Annotated in this window: 15 protein-coding genes; 5 read left to right on the forward strand and 10 right to left on the reverse strand. The window is 60.7% G+C overall.

Going from position 1 to position 14,373, the window contains the following annotated elements; genetic code table 11:
- Nucleotides 1-5: 5 nt before the first annotated feature.
- The 3 genes from JV201_RS08200 to JV201_RS08210 form a co-directional block, all read right to left on the reverse strand.
- Nucleotides 6-2,582, reverse strand: coding sequence for a fimbria/pilus outer membrane usher protein (locus JV201_RS08200; protein ID WP_219406725.1), 2,577 nt, complete (start codon nucleotides 2,580-2,582; stop codon nucleotides 6-8).
- Between the two features lie 41 nt (nucleotides 2,583-2,623).
- Nucleotides 2,624-3,319 carry a molecular chaperone gene (locus tag JV201_RS08205; protein WP_219406726.1) on the reverse strand — a complete coding sequence of 232 codons (696 nt, stop codon included), beginning with the start codon at nucleotides 3,317-3,319 and terminating at the stop codon, nucleotides 2,624-2,626.
- A 67-nt stretch (nucleotides 3,320-3,386) separates the two neighbouring features.
- Complete coding sequence (locus JV201_RS08210; protein ID WP_003218890.1) at nucleotides 3,387-3,965, reverse strand: fimbrial protein; 579 nt, start codon at nucleotides 3,963-3,965, stop codon at nucleotides 3,387-3,389.
- Between the two features lie 437 nt (nucleotides 3,966-4,402).
- Here JV201_RS08210 and mqo point away from each other — a divergent pair, with 437 nt between their 5' ends.
- On the forward strand, nucleotides 4,403-6,049 hold the full coding sequence (gene mqo, locus JV201_RS08215) for a malate dehydrogenase (quinone) (protein ID WP_177036279.1): 1,647 nt from the start codon (nucleotides 4,403-4,405) through the stop codon (nucleotides 6,047-6,049).
- 85 nt (nucleotides 6,050-6,134) lie between these two features.
- Here mqo and JV201_RS08220 read toward each other — a convergent pair whose 3' ends face one another.
- The gene (locus tag JV201_RS08220; protein WP_008437644.1) at nucleotides 6,135-6,788 is read right to left on the reverse strand and encodes an NADPH-dependent F420 reductase; all 654 of its coding nucleotides are present in this window, start codon (nucleotides 6,786-6,788) and stop codon (nucleotides 6,135-6,137) included.
- A 97-nt stretch (nucleotides 6,789-6,885) separates the two neighbouring features.
- Between JV201_RS08220 and JV201_RS08225 the strand changes: the two genes are divergently transcribed.
- Nucleotides 6,886-7,782 (forward strand): LysR family transcriptional regulator, encoded by an 897-nt coding sequence (locus JV201_RS08225; RefSeq protein ID WP_219406727.1) that lies wholly within the window; start codon nucleotides 6,886-6,888, stop codon nucleotides 7,780-7,782.
- Here JV201_RS08225 and JV201_RS08230 read toward each other — a convergent pair.
- The gene (locus JV201_RS08230; RefSeq protein WP_219406728.1) at nucleotides 7,779-8,627 is read right to left on the reverse strand and encodes a LysR substrate-binding domain-containing protein; all 849 of its coding nucleotides are present in this window, start codon (nucleotides 8,625-8,627) and stop codon (nucleotides 7,779-7,781) included. The two genes, JV201_RS08225 and JV201_RS08230, sit on opposite strands and share 4 nt — an antisense overlap.
- Nucleotides 8,628-8,724: 97 nt before the next feature.
- On the opposite strand from JV201_RS08230, the gene JV201_RS08235 reads away from it, so the two are divergent.
- Nucleotides 8,725-9,624, forward strand: a complete 900-nt coding sequence (locus tag JV201_RS08235; RefSeq protein ID WP_102605622.1) for a DMT family transporter — start codon at nucleotides 8,725-8,727, stop codon at nucleotides 9,622-9,624.
- 160 nt (nucleotides 9,625-9,784) lie between these two features.
- Nucleotides 9,785-10,114 (forward strand): YXWGXW repeat-containing protein, encoded by a 330-nt coding sequence (locus JV201_RS08240; protein WP_023659079.1) that lies wholly within the window; start codon nucleotides 9,785-9,787, stop codon nucleotides 10,112-10,114.
- A 15-nt stretch (nucleotides 10,115-10,129) separates the two neighbouring features.
- Here JV201_RS08240 and JV201_RS08245 read toward each other — a convergent pair whose 3' ends face one another.
- The 3 genes from JV201_RS08245 to JV201_RS08255 form a co-directional block, all read right to left on the reverse strand.
- Nucleotides 10,130-10,504 (reverse strand): hypothetical protein, encoded by a 375-nt coding sequence (locus JV201_RS08245; protein ID WP_032899669.1) that lies wholly within the window; start codon nucleotides 10,502-10,504, stop codon nucleotides 10,130-10,132.
- Between the two features lie 74 nt (nucleotides 10,505-10,578).
- Nucleotides 10,579-10,974, reverse strand: a complete 396-nt coding sequence (locus JV201_RS08250) for a PIN domain-containing protein (protein ID WP_003218874.1) — start codon at nucleotides 10,972-10,974, stop codon at nucleotides 10,579-10,581.
- Complete coding sequence (locus tag JV201_RS08255) at nucleotides 10,971-11,285, reverse strand: AbrB/MazE/SpoVT family DNA-binding domain-containing protein (protein WP_003218872.1); 315 nt, start codon at nucleotides 11,283-11,285, stop codon at nucleotides 10,971-10,973. The genes JV201_RS08250 and JV201_RS08255 overlap by 4 nt, the downstream gene beginning before the upstream one ends.
- A gap of 98 nt (nucleotides 11,286-11,383) precedes the next feature.
- Here JV201_RS08255 and JV201_RS08260 point away from each other — a divergent pair, with 98 nt between their 5' ends.
- Complete coding sequence (locus JV201_RS08260) at nucleotides 11,384-11,776, forward strand: RidA family protein (protein WP_003218870.1); 393 nt, start codon at nucleotides 11,384-11,386, stop codon at nucleotides 11,774-11,776.
- A gap of 1 nt (nucleotide 11,777) precedes the next feature.
- On the opposite strand, the gene ppnN is transcribed toward JV201_RS08260, so the two are convergent.
- Together ppnN and JV201_RS08270 are read right to left on the reverse strand one after the other, a co-directional pair.
- Nucleotides 11,778-13,151: a nucleotide 5'-monophosphate nucleosidase PpnN gene (gene ppnN, locus JV201_RS08265; RefSeq protein ID WP_003218868.1), complete on the reverse strand. Its 1,374-nt coding sequence runs from the start codon at nucleotides 13,149-13,151 to the stop codon at nucleotides 11,778-11,780.
- A 147-nt stretch (nucleotides 13,152-13,298) separates the two neighbouring features.
- Nucleotides 13,299-14,123, reverse strand: coding sequence for an aspartyl/asparaginyl beta-hydroxylase domain-containing protein (locus tag JV201_RS08270; protein ID WP_003218865.1), 825 nt, complete (start codon nucleotides 14,121-14,123; stop codon nucleotides 13,299-13,301).
- Nucleotides 14,124-14,373: the final 250 nt, after the last annotated feature.

Genomic DNA, 14,373 nt, shown 5'->3' on the forward strand with positions numbered 1-14,373 from the left:
TCATGTCAGGAATCCTTGGCACCCGACCCACCGGCCGCGCGCTCACATTGAATATTCAGTTGGGTAATCCCGCCTTCGGCAGGCGCTGTTTCGTCCAGCTTCAATTCACGGCTGCACCACGGCTGGCCGTCGACGCTGACCAACAACCGCGCCTCGGGCGGCACGCCGGTCAGGAACGCGCGGCCTTTGTCGGCCACCAGGGTGTTGCCGAGGGCGCGGCCATCCGGGGCAAACAATTCGGCGCGGGCGGCAAACGGCGCTGCTTCGCCAAGGGGGTCGCTGATGCGAAACAGGATGCGTTGGCCGCGCCGGGTGTCGAAGTCGGCCAGTACAAACGCGCCGCGGTTTGGCGTGACTTCCTGCACCGGCTCGGCGATGTCGACGTCAGACGGCATCGACTGGGTGTCCAGCGACACGCGGTTTTTGCGATAGGGCAGGGCCTGCGGCACCACGGTGTAGCCATTGCTGTTGGTGCGCACACCGCGCTTGTTGCTGATGCCCACGTCGGCGGCGCCCGGTGTGGCGACGATCACATTGGTTTCGCCCAATGGCTGGCTGAACATCAGGTTGCTGCCATACGCCACCACCGAACCTTCGACGCCCATGTCCAGTTGGCGGCTGCCGGTGGTCTCGTTATAGGCACCGCGCACAATCGCGTTGGGCGCGTCGTATTGCGCGGCGAAGGTGCCGCCGGTCTGGCGTTGCGCGCCGCTGACTTGCTGCGACACACCCGCGCTGTAGGCCAGCGTATCGTCCTCGAACGCGTTGCCGCTCAGGGTCGCGGTGCGTGATGCCGAGCCCCGCGCGCTCTGGTTCATGTTGGCCGTAACGCGCTGGCTGCGCGTGCCGCCCAGGGGCATGCTGATGCTCAGGGACAGGCTGCGGTCGTCGCTGTTGGCGCCTTTGTTCAGGCCCAGCCCAAGGGAGTAGGAAATGTCCCCGACGCTCGCGCTGTATCCCAATTGGATCGAGGTGTCGGCCTTGCTCTTGTCCCAGTAGGCGGTTTTCGACACGTTGGCATAGACCCCGCCGTAGCCGCCCAATTGCTGCGACACGTTGGCGGTGAAGTTGCTTTTCATGTGGCCGCTGCGGTACGTGTCCAGGGTTTGCTCGGTGCTGCGGCTGTTCAGCGCTTCGTTGAACGAGTAGTAGCCGCCGGTGGAGTAGCGGTAGCCGATCAGGCTGAAGTTGGTGTCGGTGGCCGCCAGGGACTTGGAATAGCGAAAGCGAAACGACTGGCCGCTGGACGTGGTTTTCTCCCGGCCCACGGCGTCGCTGCGGGCGTGGGTCACGTCCACCGAGATCGCGCCAAAGCCGGCAAAGTCGTGGGCAAAACCCAGCAGGCCGGCGTTGTATTGATCACTCAGCAGGCTGCCGCCAAACAGCGTGGTGCTGCCGCTCAAACCGCGTCGCAGGGAGGCCTGGATAAATGTTGGGGTTTGCTGCACAAAGGACGATTGCGCCGGGCGGTATTGGCCGGCGAATACCGAATAGCTTTGCTGGCCTTCGCGCAGCATGTAGGGCACCGACGAGAACGACTGGGTGTAGACCTGGCGCTGGCCGTCCGGGCCTTCCACGGTGACTTCGATGTCGCCATTGCTGGCGGTGGGGTACAGGTCGGTCAAGGCGAACGGCCCCGACGGCACCCATTGCTCATGGATCACATAGCCGCGCTGGCGGATGATCACCCGCGAGCGGCCATTGGCAATGCCGCGAATCACCGGGGCGAATTCGCGGGCCTGGTCGGGCAGCATGTCCAGATCAGAGGCGATGCCCAACCCGCGATAGGGGATCGCGTCAAACAGGTCGCCTTCGGTGGTGGAATCGCCCAGGGTGGCGATCGCCATCATGTTGCCCATGTCGCGCTGGGCGTAGGTTTCCAGTGACTCCCAGCGCCCGGGCGTGGTGCTGCCTTTTTGCCAGGTCGAAAAATTGCGCAGGCGCCAGGCCCCGGCATTCACGCCGCTCCTCAGGCTGCCGAACTGGTCCTGGCGGCGGCCGCTGTCGGACTCTACGGTGCTGCCGGTAAAGCTGTAGTTGGTGAACGCCACTTGCTCGCCGTTGCTCCACTGCCGACGGCGCACTTCAAACGCGATGCTGCCCAGGTAGGCCTGGGGGATTTCAATCGACAGGATCTGGCGGTTGAAGTCGTAGTCGTAGCTCACGCCGGCCAGGCCCTGATCGAACGCAATGCAGGTGGGGTCGGCGTCGGTGCGGTTTTGCAGGGCCGTGTCGGCCACGCCCTGAGCGCGGAAGAACTCGACATCCAGGCAGGGGAACAGGCCGGTGCTCGAGCGTTCCTGGGTGCCGGTGGCGCGGATGAAGCGCACATCACGCTGTTCGATCGAACGCTGGTTGAGCTGGATATCCACCCGGTAAATCCCCGGCAGCTGGCCGTCGCTCATGGCGCTGACCTGCTGTTTCACGGCTGCCGAACTCTGCCCGCCGCCGATTTCGAGAAACGACGCATCGAACTCGTAGCCGGCGTGGGCGGGGGCCAGGTGCAAGGCGGCGGCGGCCACGAGCGGGCAGCCGAAAGCCTTCACGGCGCAACGGCGCATGAATGGGAATGAACGGAGCATGGTCGTTCCTGAAAAGGCGTTCCGGGGTTGTCGCTTGGGTATCAGTGAATGCGGATGACGGGGGCGGTCACGATGCTGCCGTAGTCATCGATGTAGCTCAGTTGCACTTCATCGCCGGCCTTTGCCTGGATCGGCAGCTCACGCGCTTCGCCTGGGCGCAGCACATCCGGCGCCTGTGTGATCGGCAGGCCGTTGAGCTTCAGTTCGCTGACCACCACGTGCAGCTTGGAGGCGTTATTGACGGCCAATGCACCCGCTTGGGCCTTCCAGTTCACTTGCGCCACCGCGTCCTTGAGCGAACCTTTGAGGCCGGCCGGGCGGTAGAACAATTTAATTGTGGTCTTGAGCGCGATCTGCAGCACGTTCTTGCCTTTTTGATCGTCGCTCATGGCCGGGATTGCCTTGACGTTCATCAGGAACAGGCTTTCGCGGTCCTGGGGCACTTCTGGGCCACCGGTAAAAATGATGCGCAGGATATTTTCCTTGTCGGCATCCAGCCGGAACAGCGGCGGCGTGACGATAAAGTTATCGACGCTTTCCTCGTTGCCACTGCCGAAGTGGCTGACCCAGGACTGCACGAGGTAAGGCGAGGTGTCGTCGCGGTTGCTGACGTTCAGGTTGGCTTCGTTGGAAGCGCCGTCGTAGATCAGTCGCGTGGCGCCGACGGTGACGGCGGCGTTGGCGGCGCTGTGCCAGAGCGGCAGCAGGGCGAGCAGAAGATAGACTTTCAAACGCATGACAGGGGGACCTCCGAAAGCCCGCGGGCCGGCGCGCGAACGCCTGGCCCACGGTGTTGACGAGCAATTACTTGTAGGTAACGTCGAAGCTGGCCAGCGCGTGCACCTGACCGGTGCTGATGCCGGAGGTGGTCACCGCGTCGTCGCCTTCGCCGGTGGTGGTGTCGGCGACGGTGCGCACGTAGGCAGCGGTGAAGTCAAAGGTGTTGGACTGTGCACGCAGGTCGTAATCGGCGGTCGGCGTGTTCAGTGGCAGTTTGTTGCCGTTACGGGAGTCGGTGATCTGGATCGCGATGCCGCGCACCTGGTTTTCACCGGTCAGGCCCAGCAATGTCGGGTCGCTGGCGTCTTGCTGGCCGCTGAAGGTGATCGCGACGTTTTTACGGGTCGCGGTGCTGCAGTTGTCCAGGCTGATGGAAAACGGCTTGGCTTTATCGGTGAGCACCGAACCCACGGTAGGCGCGAAGTCAGCGATGCGCACCGGGTCCAGGGTCACCGACTTGTTCACGTCGCCGGTGGTGATGGTGCAGGCGTTATCGGTGACGGAACCGGTGAATTCGATCTGCCCGTCCGCCGCCTGTGCGGTGCCGGCCAGCAACCAGCAAGCGCCGCAGGCGAGGGTGAGTTGGCTCAGTTTGTTCAGCATTGCAGTGCCTCTTTTAAGAGAAGGAAGGTTGTCTGCCTACCCGTCAGGTAAGCCAATCCATAGTGCAATGCTGTGATTTAGAGGCACATGAGACGGATCTTAAAAACTGGCGAACTGATGGCCGCCCGACCGCTGAGTCCATATAAGGCGCCGAGCGTGATATTCTGCGCGCCATCTTGGTCTAGCCTCTATCGAGTACGTACACCCGTATACGTCCCGGTGGTTGGCTGGCGCCCAGGTAGCTGAAGCCAATAATGATAAGAAGTCAGCGCAGAAGGGACATAAAAGTGAGGTCGATACGTCGGCCTTGTGTGCCCACCCTGCGGTCCCCGAATGAATGTGCACACCCCGCGGTGCGTTGCCTGGCGCAGCGTGATTGAGGGTTGCCCATGATCAGGGGCAGTGGGGCGGATGGCGTTTTATCATAGGTGCTACTGATGTTTAAAAAAGTAAACACTGCCCTGCTGGGGCTGGCTTTGTCGATGGGGATCACTTCCGTTCACGCGGAAGAGGCAAAGAAAGTCGATGTGCTGCTGATCGGCGGCGGCATCATGAGTGCAACCCTGGGTGTGTGGCTCAATGAGCTGCAACCGGATTGGTCGATGGAGATGGTCGAGCGCCTCGATGGCGTGGCCGAAGAAAGCTCCAACGGCTGGAACAACGCCGGTACCGGTCACTCGGCTTTGGCTGAGCTGAACTACACCCCGGAAGACAAGAACGGCAACGTTGAGATCCCGAAAGCGGTCGAGATCAACGAAGCGTTCCAGATCTCCCGTCAGTTCTGGTCCTGGCAGGTTCAGCAGGGCGTCCTGAAGAACCCGCGTTCGTTCATCAACTCCACTCCGCACATGAGCTTCGTGTGGGGCGATGACAACATCAAGTTCCTGAAGAAGCGTTACGAAGCGCTGCAAGCGAGCCCGCTGTTCGCCGGCATGCAGTACTCCGAAGACCCTGCGCAAATCGCCAAATGGGTTCCGCTGATGATGGAAGGGCGTGACCCGAACCAGAAAATCGCGGCCACCTGGACCCCGATCGGTACGGACGTGAACTTCGGCGAGATCACGCGCCAGTTCGTCGCTCACCTGCAAACTACGCCGAAGTTCGACCTGAAATTGTCGAGCGAAGTGCAGGACATCACCAAGAACGCCGATGGCACCTGGCGTGTCAGCTACAAGAACCTGAAAGACGGCACCAAGACGGAAACCGACGCCAAGTTCGTGTTCATCGGCGCGGGCGGCGGTGCACTGCACCTGCTGCAGAAGTCGGGCATTCCTGAAGCCAAGGAATACGCGGGCTTCCCTGTTGGCGGTTCGTTCCTGGTCACCGATAACCCAACGATTGCCGAGCAGCACCTGGCCAAGGCCTACGGTAAAGCTTCCGTTGGCGCACCGCCGATGTCGGTTCCGCACCTGGACACCCGCGTGCTGGATGGCAAGCGCGTGATTCTGTTTGGCCCATTCGCTACCTTCTCGACCAAGTTCCTGAAAGAAGGCTCGTACCTGGACCTGCTGACCAGCACTACCACCCACAACATCTGGCCAATGACCAAAGTCGGTATCCGCGAATACCCACTGGTCGAGTACCTCGCCGGCCAACTGATGCTGTCGGATGACGACCGCTTCAAGGCGCTGCAAGAGTACTTCCCGAACGCCAAGAAAGAAGACTGGCGCCTGTGGCAAGCCGGTCAGCGTGTGCAGATCATCAAGCGTGACGAAGAGCAGGGCGGCGTCCTGAAACTCGGTACCGAAGTGGTCAGCTCCGCCGACAACACCATCGCCGGCCTGTTGGGTGCATCGCCAGGCGCGTCCACCGCGGCTCCGATCATGCTGACCGTGCTGCAGAAAGTGTTCAAGGAACAGGTTGCTTCCCCGGCCTGGCAGGAAAAGCTGCACCAGATCGTGCCTAGCTACGGCACCAAGCTGAACGACAGCCCTGAAGCTGTGGCTAAAGAATGGGCCTACACCGCCAACATTCTGCAGCTGACGCCTCCACCTGCGATTCCGCAGCTGACTGCTCCGAAAGCCACCGAGGCTGCAAAGCCTGCGGCTGAGCCGAGCAAGCCAGCTTCTGACATCGCGCTGTAAGACGTTGGTGAGGTCCTGATTCAGGGCCTGCGCAACGTAAAAAGCCCGCTGAACCGGTGACGGTCAGCGGGCTTTTTTGCAGGTGTCACCAATGAGCGGGTACTTCGACCTGCCGCTCTGCAGCTGCCAACGCTGCCTTCAGTCCCTCTTTATCCAGAGGTATGCAGTACGCCGGCTTGGCGCGTTCAAACCGCCAGCTCTCATCCAGCCCACCGGCATCTACGGCGTCGAAGCCGATCTCGTCCAGCAGGGCGATGACTTGCGCCTTGGCTGCCGGGTCATCCGCCGCGACCGGGAGCGCGCGCCGGTCGGGTGCGCCGCGGCTGCGAGCATCCTGGGTCAGGTCCGGCGCCAGGATAGCGTTGAACACTTTCACCACATTTGATTGCGACAGGTGCTCGGCCACCAACCGGCTGGTGGTGGTTTCAAAGCGGTCGAGCACGGGAATATGGCCGTCGCGGTTCGGGTAGTAGTTGTTGGCATCCATCACGGTTTTGCCTTCCAGCCACTGCGCCGGCACGCTGCGGTAATGTTCGAACGGAATCGCCAGCAGGACCAGTTCGCCAAATTGCGCGGCGTCTTGCGCAGTACCCACTTGAACCCCACGAATGCCACTCAGCACGCTGCTCATCGACTGCGGGCCGCGGGAGTTGCTCAACATCACTTCATGGCCGGCCGCCAACGCCAACTGCGCAACGGCGCGTCCGATAAAGCCTGCTCCGATAATGCCAATTTTCATGTCGGTGCTCCTGAGTTGAGAGAGACGTTATGATGATTGGCTACTGGATGAGGATAAATGGCCGTTCTGGTCTTGGTGTTGTTACTGGGAGTTGTGAATGATGGACCGCCTTTCAAGCATGAGTGCCTTTGTGATGGCTGCCGAACTGGGGTCCTACGCCCGTGCTGCCGAACGCCTGGGAATGTCGCCGCAGATGGTAGCCAAGCATGTGGCGGCGCTGGAGCGGCGGCTGGGCGCACGCCTGCTCAACCGCACCACACGCCGGCAAAGCCTGACGGAGTTGGGAAGCGCGTACTACGAGCGCTGCAAACATATCCTGACAGAGGCAGAGGCCGCAGACTCCCTCGCCCAGATCATGAATGACACACCACGGGGCAAGCTCAAGATCAGCGCCCCAGTGACTTTTGGCTCCTACAGCCTGATGCCACTGGTGACCGAATTTTTACGCGACAACCCCGAGGTGGAAATCGACCTGCACCTGACCGACCGGTTTGTCGACCTGTTGGAGGAGGGCTACGAAGTGGCGTTCCGTATCGGCCCGCTGGCGAACAGCAGCCTCACCGCCCGGCCGCTGCAGCCCTACCGTCTGGTGGTCTGTGCGGCACCCAAATACCTGGCCGAGCGCGGCACGCCGCTGACGCCCGCTGACCTTGAACACCACGAGTGCCTGGGATACGCCTACTGGTCACGCCCGGCGGATCGCGAATGGTCGTTCTACCAAGGCGCCGTCCTGCACAAGGCGCAGGTTGCCAGCCGCCTGCACGTGAATGAAAGCCGGGCCTTGATGTCGGCCGCGCGGGATGGTTTCGGGATTGTGCTGGGGCCTGAGGATTTCTTACGCTCGGCCCTCAAGAGCGGTGAGTTGGTGCGAGTGCTGCCGGACTATGAGGCGCCAAGTCGGCAGATGCATTTGCTCTACACCGCGAATCGCCAGCGCACCGCCAAGCTGCGGCGATTTGTCGATGCGGTGCTGTTGCGTTTCGGACCGCCCTAGACGCTGAAGCCGGCCTTGACCTGCTCATACAGATGCAGTGCCAACAGGTTGCTGCTGTCGCCAAGCAGGTACAGGTGGTGCAGCGGCAGCGGCGGCAGTTCAGCTCCAGCAATCCGGCGCGTCAATCCCTTACCCATGCGGCTTTCTTCCACCAACCCCACCGCCATGCCACTGCGGATACACGCTTCAACAGCGGGCGAACTCGCGCTTTCCAGCAGCACCCGATAGTAAGTGCCGTGCTCCTTCAGCGCTCGAATCGCTGCAGCGCGATAAGGGCAACCTGTCAGTTGCACGGCAATCGGCAGCGGCGCCTGCGGTGGGCAGCTGAAGTGTTCGGCGGCCACCCACAGCGGCTGGATTTCTCCCAGGCGCTCGCCTTGTTCCAACGGCTGGGCGCTGACAATCAGGGCCAGGTCCAACTGCCTGCTGGCGAACAGCGTGAGCAGTTCGCCACTGGAGCGCGCCTCTACCTCCAGTTCCAGCAGTGGGTTGTCGGCGACCAGGCGGGGCAGGAACTCCTGCATGAAGTCTGGCGCGTAGGAATCAGGCAAACCCAGGCGAATCTTGCCCTGCATGCGTTGCGGCGTGAGGGAGGCCAGCAAGCGGTCGTGGCTCTTGAGGAATTCGGTGGTTTCGCCCAGGAGTTTCTTGCCGTACATCGTCAGTTCAACCCCCTGGTTGCTGCGGCTGAACAGGCGTTGGCCGACCTGGTCTTCGAGCTTCTGGATCTGCGTGGTCACCGTCGAGGCACTGCGGTGCACATGATTGGCCGCTTCGTTGAATCGCTGGAAGCGGGCCACCGCGTGGAAAGTGCGCAACAGGTCAATATTCAGTTGTTTGCCCATGATTCCACTTTTAAGGATTAGTGGTACAGATTATTCAAATATACAGAATCATGCGCGGCACTTAGCCTTTTGGTCAATCAAGCGAACCGGAGGCTCAATGAAGCGATCAACCGTGGGGCGGTTGCTGTTACAGGCGGTGTTCGTGCTGTCGTGGAGTTCGGGGTTTATCGGCGCGAAACTGGCGACCCGGAGTGATGGCGTGTTCAACGTGCTGTTCTGGCGTTTCTTGCTGGTGTCGTTGTGCCTGGCGCTGTTTTTGAACGTGCGGCTGCTGAAGGTTTCCTGGGCACAGATCCGCCATCACGCGGTGGTGGGTTTCCTCTCGCAGTTTCTCTATTTGACCTGTGTCTACGTGGCGATCCAGAACGGTTTGCCGCCGGGGATTGCGGCGATCATCGCGGCCCTGCAGCCATTGATGACGGCGGCGCTGTCATCGGGTAGCCACGCCGAACGCAGCGGCGGCTGGCAGTGGCTGGGGTTGATGATCGGTTTTGCCGGCGTGTCGATCGTCATCTTCGGGCAATACCGCAACAGCGGGGCCGAAGTCGGGTGGGTCATGTATGCATTGCCCCTGGTGTCGGCACTCGGTCTGACCGTGGCCACGCTGTACGAACGGCGGGCGGCCCGCACTGACTCCGGCGGCCTGAGCCTGGCGTTGTTTATCCAGTCGTTGCTGACCTTGATCGGCTTTGCTGCAGCGGTGCTGTACACCGATACGCTGAGCATTCCGCGGACCCCCGACGTATTGATCTCCATCGTTTGGCTGACGGTGTTCTCTACCTTCGTGGCTTACCTGAGCCTGTGGATGTTGTTGCGCGTAATGACGGCTACCCATGTGGCGACATTGGTGTACCTGGAGCCTCCCGTGACACTGGTGTGGGCGGCACTGATGTTTGGCGATGAGATTCATGCGTCGACATATGCAGGGATCGCCGTGGTGGTGGCCGGGCTGATTCTGGTGCGACTGAAACAGCCGGTCGCAGTCTGTGCCTCTTGAAAAGGTCAGTTTTTCTTTACCTGCTGTCTGCCCGTGGGTTCAGCAAGCTGACAGTTGGCACCTGTTAAAAAGTCTTATGGCCAAGCAGGAGCGCGGCTGGAACAAGGGGGCATTTTTTTTTCCGGTATAAACGCTGGGCGGTCACGCCCGAGGATTCTGTATGTTGTTACGTTATGCGGCATTGGCGGCTTTGGTCGTCGCGGCTTCCGGGTGTGTAGAGGAGCGGGTCGTGCATGATCGACGACCGGTGCAGCGTGAATATGTAGAAGTCGTCGCGCCGCAACCGCCGCCGGTGCAGGTCATCGAGGTCGAGCCCGAAGGGCGGCCAGGTTACCTGTGGTCGCGTGGCTACTGGCGTTGGGAAGGCGGGCGCTATGTGGCGGTTCACGGCCACTGGGAGCCGGTACGGCCAGGTTATCGTTATGTTCACCCGCATTGGGAGCAGCGTAACGACGGCTATCACTGGCAGGGCGGCGGTTGGGTTCGCTGACCGTTTTCCGATGGCTTAAATCGGCTTCTTCGTACCCAGAAGCCGAACTTCCCTGAGCAGCGCCGCGCCCAACTGGCCGGTGCCAAGCTCCTTGTAACCTACAGCTTTAACATCGCCATTCTCTTCCGCCTGGATGAGGATCACCGGTGTTTCCTTGCCGGTGCCTTCGTCGACATGCATGGCGTACTGCGGGATATCCAGCTTGATCGGCGTGCCTGCCGCCTTGCCCTTCACATTGATCAGAAACGCCGCACAACCGGTGTCCACATCCTGACTGGTAGCGGAGCGACCGCTGACGAAGCAGGTGTCGGGCAGGTCGGGCCAGGCGATGGCTTCGGCGAGGGTCAATGGGGACGTTAATGCCAGGCCGGCGAGAAAAAGCGTGCGCACGTTGGTCTTGTCTCTGGATAAAGTCAGTAAGGGCATTTTCTACCAAAGCCTTGACGCTTCTGCAACGCGACGCCTCAGGTCAGCCGCCGCATACCTGTAGCCTTGGCCGCGCTGACATCAAATGTCGCCGTATATTCACAGCCTGCTGCGTGGGCGCAGCGTTCAATCAGGCAGTCGGCGAAATCGGCCCTGGTGCTTGTAAATCGCCGGAGTGCCTGCCAGATAACGTCGGCGTGCTCTACGGTCAGTTCGCGGGTACGCAGCAGCGTCTCCAGGACCGCAACCACTTCACTCTTGGCTGACTGGTAACTGGACTGCAGGACCCACACCAGTTCCACCACTGAAACCAGGCTGACAAAACCCGGCGAGGCAGTGGTGAGCGACTCGATCAGTCTGGATGCCTTTGGCGATTGGACGGGATCATCCTGGGTGACGTAACGCACCAGCACATTGGTATCCAGTCCAATCATCGTGCTTTGGCTCCCTGTGCAGCGATGGCCAGGTTCATTTCTTCGATGCTGACGGGCTTGGCGGGTTTGCGGATCAGCCCTTTGAGGTCCAACACAGTCTTGCTGGCCGCGATGATCGCAAACTTGCCCTCTTCCATTTCGACGAATTCGACCCGGTCGCCAGTGTTCAGCCCAAGTGCGGCCCTGACTTGAACGGGAATGGTTATTTGGCCTTTTGAAGTGAGTGTGGCGGTAGCCATGTTGAAAGCCTCTCTCGTGATACTCCTTACCTTAGGGTAAGGAATAGTGGAGGGCAAGATCCATTGGTCCATAGGTTACTCATCTGGCGTGGGTGGGTCGGAACAGGTAAAACGATAGTCCGAACGTTTCCCGTCGACACGCCTGAAACCAGCCTTAAGAGATACAACATATGACCGACCGCCACCTCATCATCCCCACTTCCATGCACCCCATCGTCGAGCGCGCCGGCTACGTCCCGGCCGTAAAAGTCGGCAAGACCCTGTACTGCGCAGGGCAGGTCGGCCGCACGGAACACCTGGAAGTCATCACCGATCCCGAGGCACAGTTCGTCGCCGCCTGGGAGAGCCTGCGCCTGGTATTGGAGGAGGGGGGCTGTACGTTTGAAGACGTGGTCGACATGACCACCTACCACGTGAACATGAGCGAGCACATGGCGGTTTTCCGTGAAGTGAAAAACCGCCTGTTCCCTCGCGGGTTGTGCGCCTGGACGGTCATTGGCGTATCAGAACTGGCCAACCCAGGCTTGCTGCTGGAGATCAAGTGCGTAGCGGTTCAGCGCTGACTCACTGCACCACGCGGTAGCACGGCACGTAGGCGGCGCCGCCTGGCAGTTTCATCCGGTGCTGCTCTACGAACGCCTTCAGCAACTCATCCAGCGGTTTCATGATCGCCGGGTCGCCATGAATCTCATACGGCCCGTTCTGCTCGATCAGGCGGATGCCCTTGTCCTTGACGTTGCCCGCCACAATCCCCGAGAACGCCCGGCGCAGGTTGGCCGCCAGTTCATGGGGCGGCAGCGCGTGGCTCAGTTGCAGGCTGGCCATGTTGGCGTGGGTCGGGTCGAACGGGCGCTGGAAGCCCTCGTCGATCTTCAGCAGCCAGTTGAAGTGGAACGCGTCGTTGCGCTCGCGGCGGAACTGTTTGACCGCTTTCAAGCCGACGGTCATCTGCCGGGCCACCTCAGCCGGGTCGTCAATGATGATCTGGTAATGAGCCTGGGCCGCTTCGCCCAGGGTCGCGCCGACGAACGCGTGCAACTGTTGCAGGTACGGCGCGGCGTGTTTCGGCCCGGTGAGGATCACCGGGAACGGCACGTCGCGGTTGTCCGGGTGCATCAGGATGCCCAGCAGGTACAGGAACTCTTCGGCGGTGCCGGCGCCGCCCGGGAAGATGATGATGCCGTGGCCGACGCGCACGAAGGCTTCCAGGCGCTTTTCGATGTCCGGCAAAATCACCAGCTCATTGACGATCGGGTTCGGCGCCTCGGCGGCGATGATCCCCGGTTCGGTCAGGCCCAGGTAGCGCCCGCCGGTAATGCGTTGCTTGGCGTGGGAAATGGTCGCGCCCTTCATCGGGCCTTTCATCACGCCGGGGCCGCAGCCGGTGCACACGTCGAGGCTGCGCAGGCCGAGTTCGTGGCCGACTTTCTTGGTGTATTTGTATTCTTCGGTATTGATCGAGTGCCCGCCCCAGCACACCACGATCTTCGGCTCGACGCCCGGGCGCAGGGTGCGGGCGTTGCGCAGCAGGTGGAACACGTAGTCGGTGATGCCCTGGGAGCTGCTCAGGTCGATGCGCTGGCTGTCCAGTTCGTTTTCGGTGTAGACGATGTCACGCAGGGCGCTGAACAGCATCTCCCGGGTACTGGCGATCATTTCACCATCGACGAACGCGTCAGCCGGTGCATTCAACAGTTCCAGGCGCACGCCACGGTCCTGCTGGTGGATGCGCACTTCGAAATCTTTATAGGCGTCGAGGATGGTCTTGGCGTTGTCGATGTGCGCGCCGGTGTTGAGGATGGCCAGGGCGCATTGACGGAAGAGGGTGTAGATGCTGCCGGTACCGGCTTCGCTCAGTTGCTGGACTTCACGTTGCGACAGCGTTTCAAGGCTGCCTTTAGGGCTTACGGAGGCATTGATGACTTGTCTTTGGGGCATTCTGATTCCCTGAAAGCACAGCCACCGGACCATGCATGGCCAGTGGCTTGAGGATAGTGCGCGCCGTTTTCGGTCGCATTGGACTGGCATTTTCCCCGGCACTGGAGCCGAGCGCAAACACCGTCGCGCACCATCATGCCGCAGAAGTTACTGAATCAGCTTCCAGTTTTTGTAGAAAAACCGACGCAGGGTAAAGACTGCTCCGGCAAAGCCCGCGATCAGGCCGTTGAGCACCGACGGCACCAGGGTTGGCCGCACGATGTCGATGAACAGGCAGTAGCGCTTGGCGTCGTTCTTGTTGAAGGAGGCATGCATCAGCGTGTCATCGAAGATAAACAGCGGATCATCGTGCCAGTAGTGTTTGTGCTTGCCGACCTGGATGTAGACGCCATCGTGATGGGGCGCCGGTGCCATGTTGTAGAGCACGCGGAACATCATGCGCAGCGGGCCGAAGTGAAACGAGGTGGAACGGTTTTCGTTGAATACCGACACGCCGATGGTTTTCACGTAGGGCAGTTTTTCCCGCAGTTGCGGGATATCCAGGGTGGTCTCGATCGGGCGGCCGTACCATTGGAAAAACAGCATGCCGCGTTTTTTCTCGGCCATGCGCTCATCCAGGTACTGGATGATCTCGTCTTTGTTGGCCATGGCGTCGTCGATCACCTTTTGCAGGTCTTCGCGCCAGGCGGGCGGCAGGTCGTTCATTTTATAAACGTGGCGATTGCGCTGGCTCAACAGGTCAAACAGCGTGTTGAACGGCGCCAGCAACCAGGTATTGCGGCCGTTGCCGATGAAATACTTCTTGATGGTCGCGCCGTCGTACAGGCCATTGCGCAGGAAATCGTACAGGCCGCAGAACACCACCAGCATCAGAAACACCAGGGTGGTCTTGGGGAAGCAATAAATGAACAGCAAGACGCCAAGGACCCATGCGGCGGACGCCAGGCGTTTGCGGATGACACTCTTACTCATGAAACTGGGCTCCATCAGACGGTTTTCGATTGCTTCAAAACCGTCCGCGGTTGACTGGCAGGCCAGGCAAAGGAGTCAGTCAACCCGTGGGCATCATGCCCGAGCCGAAACATATCGAAATAATATGGTCATGATAGGGTGTTATCGCCCTCACGTGGCGTTTTAAATGCTGGAAATTTGTGAAGTCACTGCACAGATTTTTACCGCTGTCCCCCTAAAATGCCTCGGCGGATGGCCAGGCTGGCGGTGT

This window comes from Pseudomonas sp. Colony2, assembly GCF_019382755.1.
In the GTDB taxonomy this organism is placed as follows: Bacteria; Pseudomonadota; Gammaproteobacteria; order Pseudomonadales; family Pseudomonadaceae; genus Aquipseudomonas.

Excerpts from the sequence above, each read along its gene's own strand:
- JV201_RS08255 (WP_003218872.1), bottom strand. The coding sequence starts at position 11,285 with ATGGACCAATGGATCTTGCCCTCCACTATTCCTTACCCTAAGGTAAGG.
- JV201_RS08260 (WP_003218870.1), top strand. The coding sequence starts at position 11,384 with ATGACCGACCGCCACCTCATCATCCCCACTTCCATGCACCCCATCGTC.
- JV201_RS08230 (WP_219406728.1), bottom strand. The coding sequence starts at position 8,627 with ATGGGCAAACAACTGAATATTGACCTGTTGCGCACTTTCCACGCGGTG.
- JV201_RS08220 (WP_008437644.1), bottom strand. The coding sequence starts at position 6,788 with ATGAAAATTGGCATTATCGGAGCAGGCTTTATCGGACGCGCCGTTGCG.
- mqo (WP_177036279.1), top strand. The coding sequence starts at position 4,403 with ATGTTTAAAAAAGTAAACACTGCCCTGCTGGGGCTGGCTTTGTCGATG.
- JV201_RS08225 (WP_219406727.1), top strand. The coding sequence starts at position 6,886 with ATGATGGACCGCCTTTCAAGCATGAGTGCCTTTGTGATGGCTGCCGAA.
- ppnN (WP_003218868.1), bottom strand. The coding sequence starts at position 13,151 with ATGCCCCAAAGACAAGTCATCAATGCCTCCGTAAGCCCTAAAGGCAGC.
- JV201_RS08205 (WP_219406726.1), bottom strand. The coding sequence starts at position 3,319 with ATGCGTTTGAAAGTCTATCTTCTGCTCGCCCTGCTGCCGCTCTGGCAC.
- JV201_RS08270 (WP_003218865.1), bottom strand. The coding sequence starts at position 14,123 with ATGAGTAAGAGTGTCATCCGCAAACGCCTGGCGTCCGCCGCATGGGTC.
- JV201_RS08250 (WP_003218874.1), bottom strand. The coding sequence starts at position 10,974 with ATGATTGGACTGGATACCAATGTGCTGGTGCGTTACGTCACCCAGGAT.
- JV201_RS08235 (WP_102605622.1), top strand. The coding sequence starts at position 8,725 with ATGAAGCGATCAACCGTGGGGCGGTTGCTGTTACAGGCGGTGTTCGTG.
- JV201_RS08210 (WP_003218890.1), bottom strand. The coding sequence starts at position 3,965 with ATGCTGAACAAACTGAGCCAACTCACCCTCGCCTGCGGCGCTTGCTGG.
- JV201_RS08240 (WP_023659079.1), top strand. The coding sequence starts at position 9,785 with ATGTTGTTACGTTATGCGGCATTGGCGGCTTTGGTCGTCGCGGCTTCC.
- JV201_RS08200 (WP_219406725.1), bottom strand. The coding sequence starts at position 2,582 with ATGCTCCGTTCATTCCCATTCATGCGCCGTTGCGCCGTGAAGGCTTTC.